16 protein-coding genes are annotated in these 17,821 nt (G+C 60.6%); 7 read left to right on the top strand and 9 right to left on the bottom strand.

The annotated features are described in order from the left end of the window. Positions 1 to 13 precede the first annotated feature (13 nt). The 3 genes from LKE65_RS07140 to LKE65_RS07130 all read left to right on the top strand — a co-directional run bounded on the left by LKE65_RS07140 (position 14) and on the right by LKE65_RS07130 (position 3,310). Positions 14 to 691 carry a winged helix-turn-helix domain-containing protein gene (locus LKE65_RS07140; RefSeq protein WP_086645642.1) on the top strand — a complete coding sequence of 226 codons (678 nt, stop codon included), beginning with the start codon at positions 14 to 16 and terminating at the stop codon, positions 689 to 691. 17 nt (positions 692 to 708) lie between these two features. Then, the gene (locus LKE65_RS07135) at positions 709 to 2,130 is read left to right on the top strand and encodes a sensor histidine kinase (protein WP_278740845.1); all 1,422 of its coding nucleotides are present in this window, start codon (positions 709 to 711) and stop codon (positions 2,128 to 2,130) included. Positions 2,131 to 2,578: 448 nt separating this feature from the next. Next, positions 2,579 to 3,310, top strand: coding sequence for an SIMPL domain-containing protein (locus LKE65_RS07130; RefSeq protein ID WP_233129054.1), 732 nt, complete (start codon positions 2,579 to 2,581; stop codon positions 3,308 to 3,310). A 148-nt stretch (positions 3,311 to 3,458) separates the two neighbouring features. Here the strand turns inward: LKE65_RS07130 and infC are convergent, their stop codons facing one another. The 4 genes from infC to LKE65_RS07110 all read right to left on the bottom strand — a co-directional run bounded on the left by infC (position 3,459) and on the right by LKE65_RS07110 (position 7,887). After that, the gene (gene infC / locus LKE65_RS07125) at positions 3,459 to 3,995 is read right to left on the bottom strand and encodes a translation initiation factor IF-3 (RefSeq protein WP_059024330.1); all 537 of its coding nucleotides are present in this window, start codon (positions 3,993 to 3,995) and stop codon (positions 3,459 to 3,461) included. 155 nt (positions 3,996 to 4,150) lie between these two features. Then, a complete protein-coding gene (gene thrS, locus LKE65_RS07120) occupies positions 4,151 to 6,082 on the bottom strand; it encodes a threonine--tRNA ligase (protein WP_086645645.1) in 1,932 nt (643 codons plus the stop codon). A gap of 54 nt (positions 6,083 to 6,136) precedes the next feature. Beyond that, positions 6,137 to 7,063: a glycosyltransferase family 9 protein gene (locus tag LKE65_RS07115; protein WP_278740844.1), complete on the bottom strand. Its 927-nt coding sequence runs from the start codon at positions 7,061 to 7,063 to the stop codon at positions 6,137 to 6,139. Beyond that, positions 7,060 to 7,887 (bottom strand): hypothetical protein, encoded by an 828-nt coding sequence (locus LKE65_RS07110; protein ID WP_086645647.1) that lies wholly within the window; start codon positions 7,885 to 7,887, stop codon positions 7,060 to 7,062. The genes LKE65_RS07115 and LKE65_RS07110 overlap by 4 nt, the downstream gene beginning before the upstream one ends. A 100-nt stretch (positions 7,888 to 7,987) precedes the next feature. Between LKE65_RS07110 and LKE65_RS07105 the strand changes: the two genes are divergently transcribed. The 3 genes from LKE65_RS07105 to LKE65_RS07095 all read left to right on the top strand — a co-directional run bounded on the left by LKE65_RS07105 (position 7,988) and on the right by LKE65_RS07095 (position 11,111). After that, on the top strand, positions 7,988 to 9,217 hold the full coding sequence (locus LKE65_RS07105; RefSeq protein WP_278740843.1) for a glycosyltransferase family 4 protein: 1,230 nt from the start codon (positions 7,988 to 7,990) through the stop codon (positions 9,215 to 9,217). Between the two features lie 36 nt (positions 9,218 to 9,253). Next, entirely contained in the window at positions 9,254 to 10,066 is an 813-nt protein-coding gene (locus LKE65_RS07100) for an NAD kinase (protein ID WP_278740842.1), read from the top strand. An 85-nt stretch (positions 10,067 to 10,151) separates the two neighbouring features. Then, positions 10,152 to 11,111 (top strand): OmpA family protein, encoded by a 960-nt coding sequence (locus LKE65_RS07095; protein ID WP_278740841.1) that lies wholly within the window; start codon positions 10,152 to 10,154, stop codon positions 11,109 to 11,111. A 99-nt stretch (positions 11,112 to 11,210) separates the two neighbouring features. On the opposite strand, the gene rnhA is transcribed toward LKE65_RS07095, so the two are convergent. Genes rnhA through ispH form a run of 3 tightly spaced genes read right to left on the bottom strand, consistent with a single transcriptional unit; the run spans position 11,211 to position 13,674 of the window. Further along, complete coding sequence (gene rnhA / locus LKE65_RS07090) at positions 11,211 to 11,699, bottom strand: ribonuclease HI (protein ID WP_086645651.1); 489 nt, start codon at positions 11,697 to 11,699, stop codon at positions 11,211 to 11,213. Beyond that, positions 11,689 to 12,663, bottom strand: coding sequence for a homoserine kinase (locus tag LKE65_RS07085; RefSeq protein ID WP_278740840.1), 975 nt, complete (start codon positions 12,661 to 12,663; stop codon positions 11,689 to 11,691). The genes rnhA and LKE65_RS07085 overlap by 11 nt, the downstream gene beginning before the upstream one ends. A 9-nt stretch (positions 12,664 to 12,672) precedes the next feature. Then, a complete protein-coding gene (gene ispH, locus LKE65_RS07080) occupies positions 12,673 to 13,674 on the bottom strand; it encodes a 4-hydroxy-3-methylbut-2-enyl diphosphate reductase (protein ID WP_086645653.1) in 1,002 nt (333 codons plus the stop codon). A 242-nt stretch (positions 13,675 to 13,916) separates the two neighbouring features. Between ispH and LKE65_RS07075 the strand changes: the two genes are divergently transcribed. Further along, positions 13,917 to 14,507, top strand: a complete 591-nt coding sequence (locus tag LKE65_RS07075; RefSeq protein WP_086645711.1) for a hypothetical protein — start codon at positions 13,917 to 13,919, stop codon at positions 14,505 to 14,507. A 76-nt stretch (positions 14,508 to 14,583) separates the two neighbouring features. Here LKE65_RS07075 and LKE65_RS07070 read toward each other — a convergent pair whose 3' ends face one another. Together LKE65_RS07070 and LKE65_RS07065 are read right to left on the bottom strand one after the other, a co-directional pair. Next, a complete protein-coding gene (locus tag LKE65_RS07070; RefSeq protein WP_086645654.1) occupies positions 14,584 to 15,948 on the bottom strand; it encodes an ABC1 kinase family protein in 1,365 nt (454 codons plus the stop codon). Continuing rightward, entirely contained in the window at positions 15,938 to 17,794 is a 1,857-nt protein-coding gene (locus LKE65_RS07065; protein ID WP_408744037.1) for a M3 family oligoendopeptidase, read from the bottom strand. The genes LKE65_RS07070 and LKE65_RS07065 overlap by 11 nt, the downstream gene beginning before the upstream one ends. Between the last annotated feature and the right edge of the window lie 27 nt (positions 17,795 to 17,821).

Raw genomic sequence — 17,821 nt, 5'->3', positions numbered from 1 at the left:
TTGAGGTCTGTCTATGCGTGTTCTTCTAATAGAAGATGATCAAACGGTCCGTAACTTTGTTGCCAAGGGTCTGTCCGAAGCAGGTCATCTGGTGGAACAGGCGGCAGACGGCAAGCAGGGGCTCTCCCTTGCCTGCCAGGATAAGTTCGATGTCATCATCCTCGACCGTATGCTCCCCGGTGGGGTGGAGGGGCTCCATATTCTGGAAACCCTGCGCCGTGAAGGGAACCTGACCCCTGTTCTCCTGCTGTCCGCTCTGGCGGATGTGGACGAGAAAGTCGCCGGGCTTAAAGCGGGTGGGGATGACTACGTAAGCAAACCCTTCTCCTTTTCCGAACTTCAAGCCCGGCTGGAAGCCCTTGTGCGGCGCAACCGCAACGAGGCCCAGCCCCTGACCAAACTGAGCGTGGGCGATCTGGAAATAGACCTGCTCTCCCGCGCTGTGCGCCGGGGTGGGCAGAAAATAGACCTGCAACCGCGCGAGTTCCGGTTGCTGGAATTTTTAATGCGTCACACCGGGCAGGTCGTAACCCGCACCATGCTGCTTGAAGGCGTGTGGGACTACCACTTTGACCCGCAGACCAACGTGATTGACGTCCACATCTCCCGCTTGCGCCAGAAAATAGACAAACCTTTTGAGCACGCGCTGGTGCATACCGTGCGCAACGCCGGATACATGCTGCAAGAATGACCGGACCAGGCCGATTTATGCAGACCATTTTACGCAAGGTCCGCATACAATCCGTCAGCCTGCGTTTTGGTCTTGTTTACAGTGTTCTGTTTATCAGCTCCGCCATACTGTTCCTGTCGTTTGTATGGTGGGGCACCATTGGCCTGCTGGAACAGCGCGTACGCCACTCCATTGCGCTTGATGCCCATGCCCTGCTGACAGAATGGCGACATGACGGTATTCTGGGGCTGGAAAACCTGATCAGCAACCGTCTGGCGCAGGATATAGACGACAACGCCCTGTACCTGCTGAGTGCACCGGACGGCAAACTGCTGGCTGGCAATCTGGCCCACTGGCCCGTACGGCTCGACCCTACCCAGATATGGCAGACCCTGCCCGTGCTCCGTGATGGGCAACTCAACCTTGCGCAGGTCCGCGTATGGACGCTGCAAGGCGATTACCTTCTGCTCATCGGGCGCGATATTAGCGAACGCACCCAGATCCAGCGCATGCTCACCGATGCCATGGTCTGGACCTGCCTTATGGTCGGGTTGCTGGCCATTGGCGGGGGCTGGGTTGTGCGCATCCTGTTCCGGCGGATCATCCACTCCATCAACCGTACAACCCTTGCCATTACGCAGGGTGATATGTCCCGCCGGATTCCCGTATCCGGCATGGGGGACGAACTGGACGATGTGGCCCTGACCATCAACCAGATGCTCGACCGCATTACCCGGCTGATGGATGGGGTCAAACAGGTTTCCAACTCCATTGCCCATGACCTGCGCACCCCCATTGCCCGTGCCCGTGCCGAGCTGGAAGATGCCTCCCGCTCCGCCACAAGCGAGCAGGCTCTCCGTGCTGCCATAGATCAGGCCGTGGTCAATCTGGATAACGTGACCGGCATTTGCGAAGCCCTGCTGCGCATTGCCCAGATTGAGGCAGGCACACGCCGCTCGGCCTTTGCCATATTCGATCTGGCCACCACCTTGCGCGACATTACGGAATTGTATGAAGCCGTAGCAGATGACCACGGCCTTAAATTACGGACAGATTTACCCCCCCACCTGCCATTCTGGGGGGATCAGGCCATGTTCCAGCAGGCTTTGGCCAATATTCTGGACAACGCCATCAAATTCTCCCCCCCACAAGGGGCCATAAGCCTGAGCGCGTGGCATATTCCCGCCCCGCCCGCTACGGAGCGTGAGCAGTCAGGCACCATCCGCATTATGGTGGTGGACAGGGGCATTGGCATGAACGAAGCAGACCTTGCCCGGGCATCGGAACGCTTCTTTCGGGCAGAGCGGGCGCGCCATACCCCCGGTTCGGGGCTGGGTTTATCCCTTGTGCAGGCCATTGTGGAACTGCATGGCGGCACATTGCGTTTGTCGCACAACAACCCCGGTCTTGCGGTGACTATAGATGTGCCCGCAATACATGATTATCCAGATAAAACCTAAACTATACGTAATATTACAATGATGACGTAAATCTATTAACGTTAATAGATCGTTTTTGGTGGATAGTTTTGTTGAAATAACATGCAATTGCGTCTCTTAGTGTCTCTATGAATTTCCGCTTACCCCTTGTTCTGTCATTAGCTTTGGCGTGCGTTATTACGGGCGGTTCCGTCACCCTTGCCAGTAACACGCACCTGCCAACATCGCTGCCGTTTGGCTGGCACTTTTTTCCCGCTCCCAGATTATCCACCCCAGTTGTTGTTACGTCTGACAGTCTCTCCTTCTGCCTTGAACTTGCCCATTTGATAGATTCATATTCAGCCACGAAGTCTTCTGCCTCCGTCTCCAGCCTGAAGGCGGAAGGCATAAACCTTTGCGAAAACGGGCATGTCCGTCCCGGACTGGTGCGCTTGCGCCGCGCCCTACTGAATGCAGAAGGAGCACCATCGTGACTCTCCTCCCATCTTTCAAATCCATGGGTCTTGTGGCTCTGGCTTCGGGCATGGCCGTGCTGGCCCACACGCCTGCCGCCCATGCCGAGGACAACAAAGAGCCTTATACCCGGCTGGAAATCCATGCCACAGGCACAACAGAAGCGGCACCAGACAAGCTGAGTGCGCGCTTCCGGGCGGAAAGCCAGAACAAGAATGCGGCCTCCGCCCAAGGGGGTGTCAATGCTGTGGTCAAAAAAGCCACGGATGAAGCCGCCAAAAATGCCGACATCAAAGCCGCCGTCCTCCAGTATTCGGTGTACGAGACACGGCCCGAAAAAGCCTCCCCCTACTGGACTGCCAGCCAGACCCTGAGCTTTTCTGCCACAGATGGCAAAAACCTGCTGCCACTGGCCGGGCAACTGCAGGCCAAGGGGCTTATTCTGGAAGGGCTGGACTGGTCACTTTCGGACGAAAAACGCCAGAGCCTGTTTCTGGAAGCCGAAAAAAAAGCCATTATCGAGCTTAAAAAACAGGCCGATACACTTGCGCAGTCCCTTGGCCTCCACGTAGCCCGGTTTACGCAGATCAGTGTTTCTGATCAGGGCTACCCCCACCCTATGCCCATTATGCTCCGGGCTGCTGTTGCCGGTGCGGCAAACGATTCGCTTGATGCCAGCCCCTCCAGCACGGCGGAAACCCAGACCGTGCGCGCGGACCTGCGGGCAACCGTTCTTCTCGAACCCTGAGCAGACCTCTGGGGTCGGGTATCATAGTGGTAAGCTGCGCCCCAAAACCGGGGCGCATAAACGCTGCATAAAAGACTGCACGCACAAAAAAACCGCCCGGGGGCCAACCTCGGGCGGTTTTTTATAACCAGTCCAGACAGAAAAATGCTTAGCGCGGTGCCAGCACCATAATCATCTGGCGGTTTTCAAGGCGAGGCATCTGCTCAACCTTGGCCAGTTCATCAATCTCTGTCCGAATCCGTTCCAGGACCTTGATCCCCAGTTCCTGATGCGCCATTTCGCGCCCACGGAAACGCAGTGTGACCTTGACCTTATCCCCGTCGCCAATAAAGCTTTTCACAGAGCGCATCTTAACCTGGTAGTCATTTTCGTCGATGTTCGGACGAACCTTGACTTCCTTGATTTCAATAACTTTCTGTTTTTTCTTGGCTTCGTTGCGCTTTTTCTGCTGCTCGTACTTGAACTTGCCGTAGTCAAGAATCTTTACTACCGGCGGCTCAGCATTGGGGCTTATTTCCAGCAGGTCCAGCCCAACGCCATAGGCACGGGCAAGCGCATCACGCACGGACATAACGCCCGCCATTTCGCCTGTTTCATCAATCAGGCGAACCTGCGGCACACGAATTTCTTCATTCACGCGCGGCCCTTCTTTGCTGGGTGCCGCGGGGTAAGGGGATCTGACTATGGTCGGCTCCTGTAATACATTTCAAAAACAAACAGAAGCACCGTTACCCGGTGCTCCGCCTGCGGTTAGTATGTGCGCAATTCTCCGCTGTTTATCAAGCGGTCCATGCAATAAATCAGGGGCATTGCAGCATTGCCACAAAAACCCGGCCTGCTTCACGCCTTTTTGCGCAGGTCAGGTGGTGTCGCTTCGTGGCTGAGTGCAGCAATGGCCTGATCCAGCGTTAGCACCTCCTGCGCCTGCGAGCCAAGGCGGCGCATGGCCACAGTACCTTCCTCTGCCTCGCGCCGCCCGACGACCAGAATAACCGGTACGCGGCCTACGCTATGCTCACGGACCTTGGCGTTGATCTTGTCGTTACGGACATCCGCCTCAGCCACCAGCCCGGCATTACGCAGGGCCGCGGCAACATCCTGCGCATAGGGTGCGGCATCGCTGACAATGGAGGCCACAACCACCTGAACAGGTGCCAGCCACAGCGGGAAGCGCCCAGCGTGCTGCTCGATCAGAATCCCGAGGAACCGCTCGAACGAGCCCAGAATGGCGCGGTGCAGCATAACGGGGCGGTGCTTGGCCGAGTCCTCGCCCACATAGCTGGCATCCAGCCGTTCGGGCAGAACAAGGTCCACCTGCAAGGTGCCACACTGCCAGTCGCGGCCAATGGCGTCACGCAGCACGAATTCGAGCTTGGGACCGTAAAATGCCCCCTCACCCGGGTTATATTCGTACTCGACCCCGGCAACGGTGCAGGCTTCCTTGAGTGCGGCTTCGGCCTTGTCCCACACCGCTTCGCTGCCTGCGCGCTGTTCTGGGCGGTCAGCAAACTTGACGCGTACGTGCTCAAACCCGAGGTCCTGGTACACTTCGTGCAGCATCTTCACAAACTGTACGGTCTCGGCCGCAATCTGGTCCTCGGTGCAGAAGATATGCGCATCATCCTGCGTAAAGCCACGCACACGCATCAGGCCATGCAGAGCGCCCGAGGGTTCGTAACGATGGCAGGCGCCAAATTCGGCCATGCGAAGCGGCAGCTCACGGTAGGAGCGCAGCCCATGGCGGAAAATCTGCACATGGCACGGGCAGTTCATGGGTTTGAGGGCGAGGGTTTTATCCTCATCCTCCACCGTGGCGACAAACATGTGGTGGCGGTATTTGTCCCAGTGGCCCGATGCCTCCCACAGACCACGGTCCACCAGTTGGGGGGTACGCACTTCCTGGTATCCGTGGCGGGTCTGTGCGCGGCGCATGTAGTCCTGCAACACGGAATAAACGCGCCAGCCCTTGGCGTGCCAGAACACCTGCCCGACGGCCTCTTCCTGAAAATGGAACAGCCCCATCTCCCGCCCGATGCGGCGGTGGTCACGCTTTTCGGCTTCCTCAAGCTGGAGCAGATAGGCGTCGAGTTCCTTCTGGTCGCGCCATGCGGTGCCGTACACGCGGGTCAGCATGGGGTTGCGGTGGTCCCCGCGCCAGTAAGCGCCAGCGACCTTCATCAGCTTGAAGGCGGTTCCCACATCCTTGGTGGTGCGCAGGTGGGGGCCACGGCACAGGTCCAGCCACTGGCCCTGCCGGTAGATGGAAATATCTTCCGTTTCCGGCAGGTCACGAATCAGCTCGGCCTTGAACGATTCGCCGCGTTCTTCAAAAAACGCAATGGCGGCATCACGCGGCCAGACTTCGCGCTCGAACGGCTCGGCCCGTGCCACGATTTCCTTCATCTTGGCTTCGATGGCGGCAAAGTCTTCGGGGGTAAACGGCTCGGCACGGAAAAAATCGTAATAAAACCCGTGTTCAATGGACGGGCCAATGGTCACCTGCGTACCGGGGAACAGCTCCTGCACGGCCTCAGCCAGCACGTGGGCGGCATCGTGGCGGATCAGTTCGAGCGATTCCGGGTCCTTTTTGGTAATAAAGCGGACCTTGGCATCGGCTTTTATGGTCTGGCGAATATCGCTGAGCTGGCCGTCCACTTCCATGGCCAAAGCGGCCTTGGCCAGTCCTGCACCAATGGACTCTGCCACCGTAGTGCCCGTAACTGGCCCGTCAAAACTGCGAACAGAACCGTCGGGCAGGGTGATAGCGGGCATAGGTGCAAGCTCCAAAAGGATAGGAAGAATAAAAGCAAAGAGTGTTTAATGGCGCTACCAGAGCGCGGCTGCAACCCTCTGCACCGAAAGGAATGCAAGATCACGCGCCCATAACACGTCCACCTGCCCCGGCGCATACCCCAAAGGGGCTGTGCGCGCAGGCGTACTGTCACGCGAAAACAGGACAAGGCAGCGGCACCCAACCTCGGCAGCCAGATGCATGGGGCCTGTATCGTTCCCCACCGCCCCCCATGCCCGTGCGGCAAGGCCCGCCAGGTCGGGCAGGCTGGTCTGGCCTGTCAGGTCCAGCGCCTGCGGGCAGTGCCGCAGGATCTGTGCCGCCAGAGGCTGCTCCCCGGCACTGCCAACCACAACGGGGGTTATGCCGTGCGCTACCATCTGGGCCGCCAACTGGCCGTAATGCCCGGCAGGCCAGCGTTTGGCGGGGCGATGGGGCGCCGCACCGGGTACCAGCAAGGCATAGGGCTGGGGCAGGTGCGGCCCACCACCCACCAGCCAACCAAGGTCGGGCCGGTCCACCGGGGTAACGCCCGCCATGCGCAACTGGTCACGCTGGCGGGGGCGTGTGTGCATGATGTCCCGCCACGGATTGGCGTGGGGCAAGGCTGCACGCCCCACATGCCCGGACCACACCGGCCGCCCCGCCAGCCAGAAATACCGCGCAGTGCGCCCCGATGTCTGCAAATCATAAACCCGGTCATACCCACGCAACTGCCGCCTTAGGGTGCGTAGCCCGGCAAGGTTGGTCCAGCGGGGGCGGTGGTCCACTTCCACATGGTCAAACCATGGGGCAAGGCGGGCCAGATCCACAAAGGGGCGGGTTGTCAGCAGGGTTATGCGGGCTTTGGGGTGTGCGCGCCTTATGGCCTCGAACGGGCCAAAACTCTGCACAAAATCCCCCAGCGCACTCAGCCGGATAACCAGAATACGCTGCGGGTCCAGCCCCGGCTCTCCGCTCATGGAGAATCGGGGTCTGCCGCCATTACGGCCAGATCCTGACGGGCCATGTCTGCCTCGTGGCTGTCGGGGGAGAGGTCCAGCACCTTCTGCCAGTCCTGCTGCGCACCAGTGGCATCGCCCTTGCGTTCGCGAATAATCCCGCGCTCCAGCAGGGCGGCTGCACTGTCTGGCGCCACAGCCAGAGCATGGGCAACATGCTGCATGGCAAGGTCAAGCCGCCCCATCTTGCGCTCGGCCTCGGCCAGCAGAACATAGGCTTCGGGCATGGCACCGGGCTGGTGGGCTATCAGGGCCGTAAGTTCCTGCTCCGCCAGATCGGCCCGGTTCTGGGCCAGCACGCTGCGCGCCCGGGCAATTTGTAAGGACTGGTCATGGGGTTGGGCCAGCAGCCCAAAATCCGCGCTGGCCTGCGCTTTGCCCGGCACTCCGGCGGCAAGCCATGCCTCGGCGGCCTCATCCTCCAGAGTTGCACGCAGGGCTGGCGGAGGCACATCCCCCTTGGGTGCGGTCTGGTGGGCCAGTTCATCCAGCTCACGCGCGGATTCGTCTTCATCCCCCGCTTCAAGCAGGGCCAGAGCGTGGCAGTGCCGGGCATCCCGCCCGCCGCCATGGTGCAGCCAGTCCAGCGCGTAATCCCGCGCGCCGTAGGGGTCATCACCGATCATGGCCATGCAGGTGGTCACGGACCAGACCTGTTTTTTATCCCCCGACGCCTGCTGCGTGCGGGCCTGTGCGACATCTTCAAACGAAGATGCTCCCGCCAGAACAACAGCGCCAGCCAGCATGCAGGGCAAGGACCGACGCGCAGAGAAAACTGCTTTCATAGACCATCCATAGCAAACTCTGGCCCATACTGGTCAAGCGCGGACCCCAGCATGTTCAGAATATGGCACTTTTGCCCCTGTGCGTGATAATAGGAGCACCATGGCCAGTTCTCTAAGCTCTCCTGTTATTTTGCAAATTCTTCCTGCCCTGCAGCAGGGGGGGGTTGAACGCGGCACGCTGGAAATGGCGCAGGCCATTACTCAGGCCGGGGGCAAGGCCCTTGTTGCCAGCAGCGGTGGCCGCCTTGTGCCCATGCTGCGGAGTCTGGGGGCAGAGCATATTACCCTCCCCGAATGTGGCAGCCGCAACCCCGCACATGTCTGGAAGAATGCCCGTGTACTGGCCCGCATACTGGGCCAGCACAATGTGGCTCTGGTGCATGCCCGCTCCCGCATTCCCGCCTGGACAGCCAGAATGGCGTGCAGGCGTACCCGCACCGCGTTTGTCACCACATGGCATGGCGTGCATGCCAACACCATGCCGGGCAAAAAGCTGTATAACTCCGTGCTGGCCAGCGGGGACCGGGTTATCGCCATAAGCGCGCATATCGGGCGGATGCTCCACAAGGACTACAATGTACCTGCCACCCGCCTGCGGGTTATTCCGCGCGGGGCGGATATAGGGCAGTTCAGCCCCCATGCGGTCAGCGGGCAGCGCATGCACCAGCTTGCCGAACAATGGGGCATTCCCGCAGGGTCAGCCATTATTCTCATGCCCGGCAGGCTTACCGGCTGGAAAGGGCAGACCCTTGTGCTGCAGGCACTGGCGCAACTGGAAGCCGGGCTGCCCGACCAACCATGGCACTGCGTGTTTGCCGGGTCCGACAAGGCAGACGGGCGCTACGTGCAGGAACTCACCCAACTGGCCAGCAGCCTTGGGCTGGACGACAGAATCCGCTTTGCCGGCCACTGCGAGGACATGCCCGCCGCCATGGCACTGGCCACCATGGTGCTTGTGCCCTCCCTCCGCCCCGAACCCTTTGGCCGTGTTGTGGTGGAAGCACAGGCCATGTGCCGCCCGGTTATTGTCTCCCACCATGGGGCGGCGGTGGAAACGGTGGAGAATGGTGTAACCGGTCTGTCTGTTCCTCCCAACAATGTGGAGGCACTGGCCGATGCCATGTTGGCCGTACTCAACGCCCCGGCAGCCTCACTCGTCCATATGGGCACGGCCGCCCGGCAGGCAGTTGTGGCGCACTACACAACCGAGGCCATGCAGCACGCAACATTGGGCGTCTATGACGAGTTACTGGGCACCCGGCTGGCCCCTGCCTTCCTCCACACCAAAAATGAGACCGCCCCCTTTCAGGACCACGGTCTTGCGGGGTAAGACACACTCTTCCTTCCTCCACCCACAGGGCAGAGCATGAGTGCCGCATCCCCCTCCACGCAGCCCCTTTTTGCCCAGACGCCGCGCAAGCTGGCCTTTATGGCCGCCCCCACGCATGAGGCACGGATGGAGTTTGACCGGCTGGTAGCCCATTACGGCAACTGCCACCCTGGCGATGCGGAAATTATTGTCTGCCTGGGGGGGGACGGCTTTATGCTCGAAACCCTGCGTGTGGTGCTGGAAACACAGCTCACCGCCCCGGTGTATGGCATGAACTGTGGCTCCGTTGGGTTTTTGATGAACCCGATGGACGAAGAAGACCTGCCCCACCGCCTTTTTCACGCACAGGCGGCCACCCTGCACCCGTTGCGCATGACCGCCACCACCAGCAGCAATGAAACGCACGAAGCGCTCGCCCTGAATGACGTGTACCTGTTCCGCCAGACACGCCAGGCCGCCAAGCTCCGCATAGATGTGGATGGGCTGGTCCGTGTGCCTGAGCTGATCTGCGATGGCGCATTACTGGCAACACCGGCAGGCTCCACCGCCTATAACCTTTCCGCTCACGGGCCTATTGTTCCGCTTTCGGGCAATCTGCTCCCGCTTACACCCATATGCGCCTTTCGGCCCCGCCGCTGGCGTGGCGCGCTGCTGCCCTCCACCGCCCATGTAGGTTTTACGGTCATGGAGGCCGAAAAACGGCCCGTGGCTGCTGTGGCCGATTCGGTAGAAGTGCGCAACGTGACCTCGGTTCAGGTGCGAGAAGACCGCAACCTGACCGTAACCTTACTGTTTGATCCGGGGCAGACACTCTCCGAACGTATTGCAGAAGAGCAGTTTTCCGCATGACTGCGCGCCGTTTTGCCCCACCTTGCCAGAATACCCCGTTTTATCCCTCCCACCTTCTGGGCTAGTCTGCACTGCAATGAAAAAAATGTTCTCCCTTTCGTGCCGTCTGTCCCTGCTCTGCGCCGCAGGGCTGGTCGGAGCGGGCACAGCCCATGCCCAGATCACGACCAACACACAGGCACTCGACAGTCTGGCAGATGCACAGCCCCCCGCGGCCTCCAGAACAGCCGCCACGCAGGCAAGGCAGAACACACCCCAGCACCCGCACGCTCAGCGCCACGTAGTCCCCCGGCCTACGCCGCGGCCGCAGGCACAGATCTCCACACCCGGAACCACCCAGCCAGCCGCCACGGCAAATGCTGCCGCCCCCCGAACCACGCCACCAGCACCAGCACCAGCACCAGCACCAGCACCAGCACCAGCAGGGCAGAACACGCAGCCATTGCCAACGCCAGCAGGTAATCCCGGCACGGCCCAACCTGCTCCTGCTCCTGCTCCTGCTCCTGCTCCTGCTCCTGCGGGTGGGACTGGCACCGCGCAGGCACAACCGGTTGCAGCCCCTGCCCCGGTACGCCCCGCGCCGGAAGCCACTATCCCCAATGCGCCACCGGGCGTGCCGCAGCTTACCCCGCCTCCCTCCGATGTGGAGGTGCACCCCTTCCCCATTCCGCCGCAGCCTGCCGTGCAGCTTCAGGCGACCGGCACTCTCACGCCCATTCCCGGTGGTGTGCGCCTGACATTTGCCCCCGGCTCGGCCGACCTTAACCCCGAAACGCATCAGGCCATTCTGGCATTCGGGCAGAACCTTGCTTACAAGCCGCATGTTCGCGCCCTTGTGGATGCCTATAGTTCAGGGTCGGCGGATGACCCCTCACTCCCACGGCGCATGGCTCTTGCCCGCGGCCTGGCAGCGCGGAGCGTGCTGATGAACGGCGGAACGCCTTCGACCAGAATTTATGTGCGGGTTATTGGTCAGCCCCAGAACGCCAAGCCGGATGCGCCACAGGACTATATTGATATTTACCAGTCTGACATGGAGCCATAACGCGGCATAAGCCGCTACGGCGTACGGCTCGCCCCCAGCCTGCCGGGGGCGATGCACAAACCACTCAGATTGTAAGGTAAAGGTGGGCAGCAGGCGGCATTACGCGCCTGCTTTTTGCTCTTCCATACGGATACGGGCCTGTGTGGCCAACTGGTCCACCAGTTCGTTCTCCGGCACGCCAGAGTGGCCCTTAACCCAGTGCCATGACACATCATGCGGTTTGGCCGCATCCAGCAGGCGCCGCCACAAATCCATATTGGCAACAGGATCCCCCGCCGCATTGCGCCAGTTCCGGCGAACCCAGCCTGTATGCCAGCGCGTAATGCCGTTCCGCACATATTCGCTATCGGTATGCAGGTTAACGGTGCAGGGCTTGGTCAGCGCTTCCAGTGCTTCAGCGGCGGCTGTCAGTTCCATGCGGTTATTGGTGGTTGCCAGTTCCCCGCCCGAGAGTTCGCGCTCAACGCCCTTGCAGCGCAGCAACACCCCCCAGCCGCCGGGGCCGGGGTTGGGCTTGCACCCGCCATCTGTCCAGATTTCAACCTGCATCCGGTTTTCCGGGGTTGGGGAAGAAGGTTCAGAGTCCATAACCACCCACAGTCTGCGTTGCCAGATGGAACCTGAGCCGTTTGAGGTAATCCAGCGGTTTTTTGGGCGTGACCAGCGCATCGGCCGGGGTGTTGATCCAGTCGTACAGCCGGGTCAGCAAAAAGCGCATGGCCGCACCTTGGGCCAGAACCGGCATGGCATAGCACTCGGCCTCATCAAGCTTCCGCACTTCCTCATACCCCAGCAGCATCTGGCGGGCGAAGGTCACGTTAAACGCGCCATCGGGCTGGAAGCACCACGCGTTCAGGCAGATGGCCACGTCGTATGCAAGGTAGTCCGTGCAGGCAAAATAGAAATCAATCAGCCCCGATACACCGTGGTTGAGGAAAAACACGTTATCGGGGAACAGATCGGCATGAATTTGCCCGCGCGGCAGGGTTGGGTTGCCACCGTGGCCCGGCCATGCGGGCACAATACGGGCCAGAGCCTGCTCCAACTCCGCCTGCAAACCCGGCTGCACCGTGTTGGCCCCACCCGCGCAGCTTTGCAGCAGGGGTGCCCATGCGGTTGGCCCCAGCGCATTGGCACGCTCTGGGGCATAGGACCGGCCTGCCGCATGCAGTTGCGCCAGCGCACGGCCAAGAGGGCGGCAATGCTCGCCCCGCACCGTACGCGGCCAGACACCGGGCAAAAACGTGGTAATGGCCGCAGGACGGCCCGCAAGGGTTTTTAGCGTTTCCCCCCGCCGGTCTGCCACCGGCTGCGGGCAGGTAACCCCTTCCCGCGCAAGGTGCTGCATCAGACCCAGAAACCAGGGCAGTTCGCGCGCATTCACCCGCTTTTCGTACAGAGTGAGAATAAAATCCCCTTCGGTTGTACGCAGCTGGAAGTTGGTGTTCTCCACCCCCTCGGCAATGCCACGGAACGACACCAGATCCCCAATGGCAAAATCTGCCAGAAAGTCCTGCAGCGCCTCGTCGCTAACGTCCGTGTAAACGGCCATAAACCACCTTTAGCCCAAGGGTGCGGGAAGACGGAACGTTACGTTTTCTTCCTTCACGATCCGTTCTTCAATGCACAGGGTGTAACGCTTGGCCATTTCTGCCAGCATTTCCTGCACCAGAGCTTCCGGTGCGGAGGCACCCGCCGTAATGCCCAGCGTACCCACGCCATCAAGCACGGACCAGTCCAGCGCATCCAGGCGGGGCACCAGCAGGGCACGGGCAGCGCCAGAGCGTTCGGCCACTTCCCGCAGACGCTGGGAGTTGGAAGAGTTGGGCGAGCCAATAACAATAACCAGATCGCACTCGGGGGCTATGGTCTTGACCGCTTCCTGCCGGTTGGTGGTGGCGTAGCAGATATCCTCGCGCTTTGGCCCTTCGATCAGGGGGAAGCGCTCACGCAGGATGTCCACGATTTCTGCCGTATCATCAACCGAGAGGGTGGTCTGGGTAATAAACGCCAGCATGCTCGGGTCCGCAGGCTGCACGCTGCGGGCTTCGTCTGCATCGTTGATCAGGGTTACAGCCCCGGCGGGGAGCTGGCCCATGGTGCCCACAACCTCGGGGTGACCGGCATGGCCGATCATGAGGATATGGCGGCTTTCCGGGCCACCTGCGGCATAATGGCGCTCGGCCTCGCGGTGGACCTTGGACACCAGCGGGCATGTGGCATCCAGATACAAAAGGTTGCGGCGCTCGGCTTCGGCCGGCACGGTCTTGGGCACGCCATGGGCGGAAAAAACAACGTGACCATCTGCGGGAACTTCGTCCAGTTCCTCCACAAAGATGGCACCCTGTGCCTCCAGCTCCTCTACAACGGTGCGGTTATGAACGATCTCGTGTCGAACATAGACCGGCGCGCCGTAACGGCGAATGGCTTCCTCCACCACACGGATGGCGCGGTCCACCCCGGCACAAAAGCCGCGCGGGCCAGCCAGAAGGACCTTGAGTGAGCGGCCATGCTGCGTATCCGCGGTCTGGGTGGTGGTAAGGGTGTCAGTTTGATCGGGCATGGTGTTCCCCAAAGTTGCAGCGGACTGTATAGAGAAGATAACTGGCTATGAAGACGCATACTGAAAACAGGCTACGCCCGAAACCCGGTAAAGGCCGTGGCAGTTGTGGCCTACGCAAAGGACGCATGTGATGCAACCCGTTTTGCAGCATTCAAGACGTGAAACACGCGCGCTGCCGGGCGTTGCGGGTTGGTGCGTCACCTATTTTTGTTCCTCCACCCCTTATAATGCCGGATCACTCCATGCCTTATGATCTTACCCGCCTGCGCCGCCTGCTCCCCCGCGTAACTGCTTGTGGCGCACTGGCCATGGGCCTGCTGACAACTCTGGCGGCCTGCAGTGGCGGAGAAAGCGCCTCCATGGAGTTCGCACCTGCCTGCCCCATTACACATATCCCCTCCGAGGCAGCGGACTATTACCTGTATAACGGGAAAGGTACCGGTTTTGGTGATCTGGTGGCGCGGGCCAGTATTGTCAAGCTGGAGGGAGAATGCTCCGCCGGTGGCCCCAAGGACCTGAAGACCCGAGTCGTACTGCATATTACGGTTGAACGCGGCCCAGCCTCCTCTACCGAGATGCTGAACATACCGTGGTTTATTGCCGTGATGCATGGCGACCGGATTGTGAACAAGCACATCTTCCGCCACACCGTTACGTTCCCGGCCAACCTTGCAACGTTTGACACCACCAGCAAGGTGGTCACGATCGACCTGCCAATTCCCCCCCGCAATGTCGATTCCGACTACCGGTTCGAGGTGGGATTCCAGCTAAGCCCACGCCAGCTTGAATATAACCAGACGCACCTCAAACGGGCGAACTATCAGGCTTACTAAGCAAATTGGGGTGCGCAAGGGAGCATCCGCCCTTGTGCACCCCACCGTTACAAGCCTGTAACGCGCGCCCCGCCCATTAGGTGGCGGGCGGTGCGTCAGGGGGGAAGCGGGCCTCTTTTATGGCGGCATTCTGCCGGTCGGTCAGGGCCTGCTCATCAAACCCTTCCACAATTTCGTGGAACAGTTCGCTCCAGTTCATTTTAACCTTGAGCCGCATAAACACCGACCCAAGCCCAATGGCCGAGCGGTCCACCAGCACAAATTCGCGCGGCAGGCGCACACCCCCTGTTTTTTGCAGCCCTTCATGCACACGGCTCAACACCTCGCGCCCGTGTTCGGGGGTGTTCTCTTCCTGAATGTAACGCTCACGGTTATCCATGAGCGGGGCATAAAGCAGGCTTGCCCATTCATTGAGCACACGCACCTTCTCGCGCGAGAGGTCCTTGAAGCCCCATGCCTCGTACGCATGGGCGGCCAGGTCCTCATCCTTCGTGCGCAGGGCGTTGTACAGGTCGATATTGCCCTTGATGAACGAGGGCCGGAAAATGCGGATCGCCCCAAAATCCAGCAGGTTCAGCCCGCCATCCTCACGCACGGTAAAGTTGCCCATATGCGGGTCACCATGCACCACACCATACTGGTAGAGTGGCACGTACCAACCCCGGAACAGGGCACGGGCAATTTTCTTTTTCTGCTCATCTGAAAGCCCGGCCTTGATGGCGGCATTCAGGTTCTGGCCAGCAACCCATTCCATAGTCAGCAGGCGGCGGGTACTCAGCTCATCTACCGGCAGCGGTACGGTCACATCCGGGCAGTCACGCAAAATGGCGTGATAGAGGCGCATATTGGCGGCCTCACGCCGGTAATCCAGCTCTTCCCGCAGGCGTTCGGCCAGTTCTTCCACCACATCATCCTGACGGATGGCATTATCGAGCTTGTGGTAAACACCAATAGCCATGCGGAACTGCTTGAGGTCCGCTTCCACTGCCGAGTTCATGTCCGGGTACTGGAGCTTGCAGGCCACGCGGCGGCCATCGGCCAGAATGGCTTGGTGCACCTGCCCAAGGCTTGCGGCCGCGGCGGCCTCCTTGCCAAAGGCGCGAAAGTTTTTCTCCCACCCTGCTCCAAGTTCCGCCGTCATGCGGCGGCGCACAAAGTTCCAGCCCATGGGTGGTGCGTTGGACTGGAGCTGGGCCAGTTCCTCCGCATATTCTTCCGGCAATGCGCCGGGTATGGTGGCCAGAAGCTGCGCGGCCTTCATGAGCGGGCCTTTAAGCCCCCCCAGCACGGATTTAAGGTCTTCCGCGTGGGTCAGGCCTGTAGTGCGGATCCCCATTTTGTGCCCGGCCATACGTGCGGCAATGCCCCCCACCGTGCCGGTGGTCTGCACCATACGCCGCAATTCCCCGAACATGCCGGAGTTATCAAGATCACGCGCCATGCTCTGCCTGCTCCAACTGGTCAATAAAGCCGGAAATCACATCCAGCCCCTTGCGCCAGAAACCGGGGTCCGAGGCATCCAGCCCGAAGGGGGCCAGCAGTTCCTTGTGGCGCAGCGTGCCACCGGCTTCCAGCATGGCGATGTATTTGTCCTGAAAACCCGGAGCCCCTTCGCTGAACACCTTGTACAGTGCGTTTACCAGACAATCCCCGAACGCATAGGCGTACACATAGAAGGGGGAATGGATAAAGTGCGGGATATACGCCCAGAACACATCGTAATCAGGGGTAAAGTTAAAGGCCGGACCAAGGCTTTCGGTCTGCACCGCGCGCCAGATTTCACCAATCCGTTCGGGCAGCAGTTCGCCTTTTTTCCGCTCGTCATGCACGCGGGTTTCAAACTCGTAGAACGCAATCTGGCGCACCACGGTGTTGAGCATATCCTCCACCTTACCAGCCAGCAGCAGGCGGCGGCGGGCGGGGTCTTTTTCCGTATCCAGAAGGGACTGGAAGGTAAGCATCTCCCCAAACACACTGGCGGTTTCGGCCAGTGTGAGCGGGGTGTCGGACATCAGGTAACCCTGCTTTGCCGCCAGAACCTGATGCACGCCGTGCCCCAGTTCGTGCGCCAGCGTCATCACATCCCGAATGCGGCCGTGGTAGTTGAGCAGAATATACGGGTGGGCCGATGGCACGGTGGGGTGGGCAAACGCGCCGGGGGACTTGCCGGGAGCGGGCGGCACATCAATCCACGGGCTGCTCAGGAAGGTGTTGATCACCTTGCCCATGCGCGGGTCAAACCCGTCATACGCCTTCTGCACAATGGATTTGGCTTCAGTCCACGGAATCTGGCGGTCCTCGCAACCAGGCAGGGGGGCGTTGCGGTCCCAGTGCTCCAGCTTGTCCAGCCCCATCCATTTGGCCTTGAGCGCATAATAACGGTGGGACAGACGCGGATAATCCGTGCGCACGGCTGAAACCAGCGCATCCACCACGCCATCTTCCACCATGTTGGACAGATTGCGCGAGGATGTGGGGCGGGCAAAATGCCGCAACCCGTCGGATATGGATTTGTCCTTGGCCAGCGTGTTGGTAATGAGCGCAAACAGGCGCACATTCCCTTCAAACACGCTCCCCACAGCCTTGCCTGCGCGCTCGCGCACTCCACGGTCTGTATCGGACAGGCGGTTAAGCGCATCGCCCACCGTCATGGTCTGCCCATCCACCGTAACCCGCAGAGCGGCTATGGTTTCATCAAACAGGCGGCACCATGCCTGCGCGCCGGTTACGGATTTTTCCAGCAGCACTTTTTCCACGTCATCGCCAAGCTGGTGGGGGCGGTACATGCGCACGTCACGCAGGTAAGGCTGCCAGCGGGCAAGAGCGGGATCGTCCATTTTGGCCTGAAGGTCGGCCTCTTCCAGCCGGTTGAGTTCCAGCCCGAAGAACAGGAGGTCGCTGGAAATATCGGTCAGCCGTTCGTTAATGGACTGGCTGAAGCGGCTGATGGACGGGTTGGACGAATCCGCAGCAAACAGCAGCGAGGCATAGGAGCCTGCCCGGCCCAGTTTTTCCTCTATCTCTTCAAACTCGCTCATGGCCTGCGCCAGCTGCCCGCCGTTCAGGCTGTTCAGGCGGCCCAGATACAGCTTGGCAAAGCTTTTGGCAGCCGCGGCAGCTCCAGCCAGATCGGCCTCCAGTTGCGGGTCGTCCATGCCCGCGTACAGGGCCGACAGGTCCCAGCGCGGCAGGGCAGCAGCGCTCTGGTCGGAGGAAGGGGCAGGTCCGGCTTCCGCCGCCATGAGCGGAAGTGACAGCGAACGGGAAAAATGCGCGGTATGTTCCATGCCCCCACTCTACCGCGCAAATCCACC

Source organism: Acetobacter fabarum (assembly GCF_022483405.1).
Lineage (GTDB): Bacteria > Pseudomonadota > Alphaproteobacteria > Acetobacterales > Acetobacteraceae > Acetobacter > Acetobacter fabarum.
Note: the sequence above shows the minus strand (reverse complement) of the source record. Positions and strands in the feature narration are given on the sequence as shown.

Coding starts and splice junctions, on each gene's coding strand:
- LKE65_RS07140 (WP_086645642.1), top strand. CDS start 14: ATGCGTGTTCTTCTAATAGAAGATGATCAAACGGTCCGTAACTTTGTT.
- LKE65_RS07135 (WP_278740845.1), top strand. CDS start 709: ATGCAGACCATTTTACGCAAGGTCCGCATACAATCCGTCAGCCTGCGT.
- thrS (WP_086645645.1), bottom strand. CDS start 6,082: ATGCCCGCTATCACCCTGCCCGACGGTTCTGTTCGCAGTTTTGACGGG.
- LKE65_RS07115 (WP_278740844.1), bottom strand. CDS start 7,063: ATGAGCGGAGAGCCGGGGCTGGACCCGCAGCGTATTCTGGTTATCCGG.
- LKE65_RS07110 (WP_086645647.1), bottom strand. CDS start 7,887: ATGAAAGCAGTTTTCTCTGCGCGTCGGTCCTTGCCCTGCATGCTGGCT.
- LKE65_RS07105 (WP_278740843.1), top strand. CDS start 7,988: ATGGCCAGTTCTCTAAGCTCTCCTGTTATTTTGCAAATTCTTCCTGCC.
- LKE65_RS07100 (WP_278740842.1), top strand. CDS start 9,254: ATGAGTGCCGCATCCCCCTCCACGCAGCCCCTTTTTGCCCAGACGCCG.
- LKE65_RS07095 (WP_278740841.1), top strand. CDS start 10,152: ATGTTCTCCCTTTCGTGCCGTCTGTCCCTGCTCTGCGCCGCAGGGCTG.
- rnhA (WP_086645651.1), bottom strand. CDS start 11,699: ATGGACTCTGAACCTTCTTCCCCAACCCCGGAAAACCGGATGCAGGTT.
- LKE65_RS07085 (WP_278740840.1), bottom strand. CDS start 12,663: ATGGCCGTTTACACGGACGTTAGCGACGAGGCGCTGCAGGACTTTCTG.
- ispH (WP_086645653.1), bottom strand. CDS start 13,674: ATGCCCGATCAAACTGACACCCTTACCACCACCCAGACCGCGGATACG.
- LKE65_RS07075 (WP_086645711.1), top strand. CDS start 13,917: ATGCCTTATGATCTTACCCGCCTGCGCCGCCTGCTCCCCCGCGTAACT.
- LKE65_RS07070 (WP_086645654.1), bottom strand. CDS start 15,948: ATGGCGCGTGATCTTGATAACTCCGGCATGTTCGGGGAATTGCGGCGT.
- LKE65_RS07065 (WP_408744037.1), bottom strand. CDS start 17,794: ATGGAACATACCGCGCATTTTTCCCGTTCGCTGTCACTTCCGCTCATG.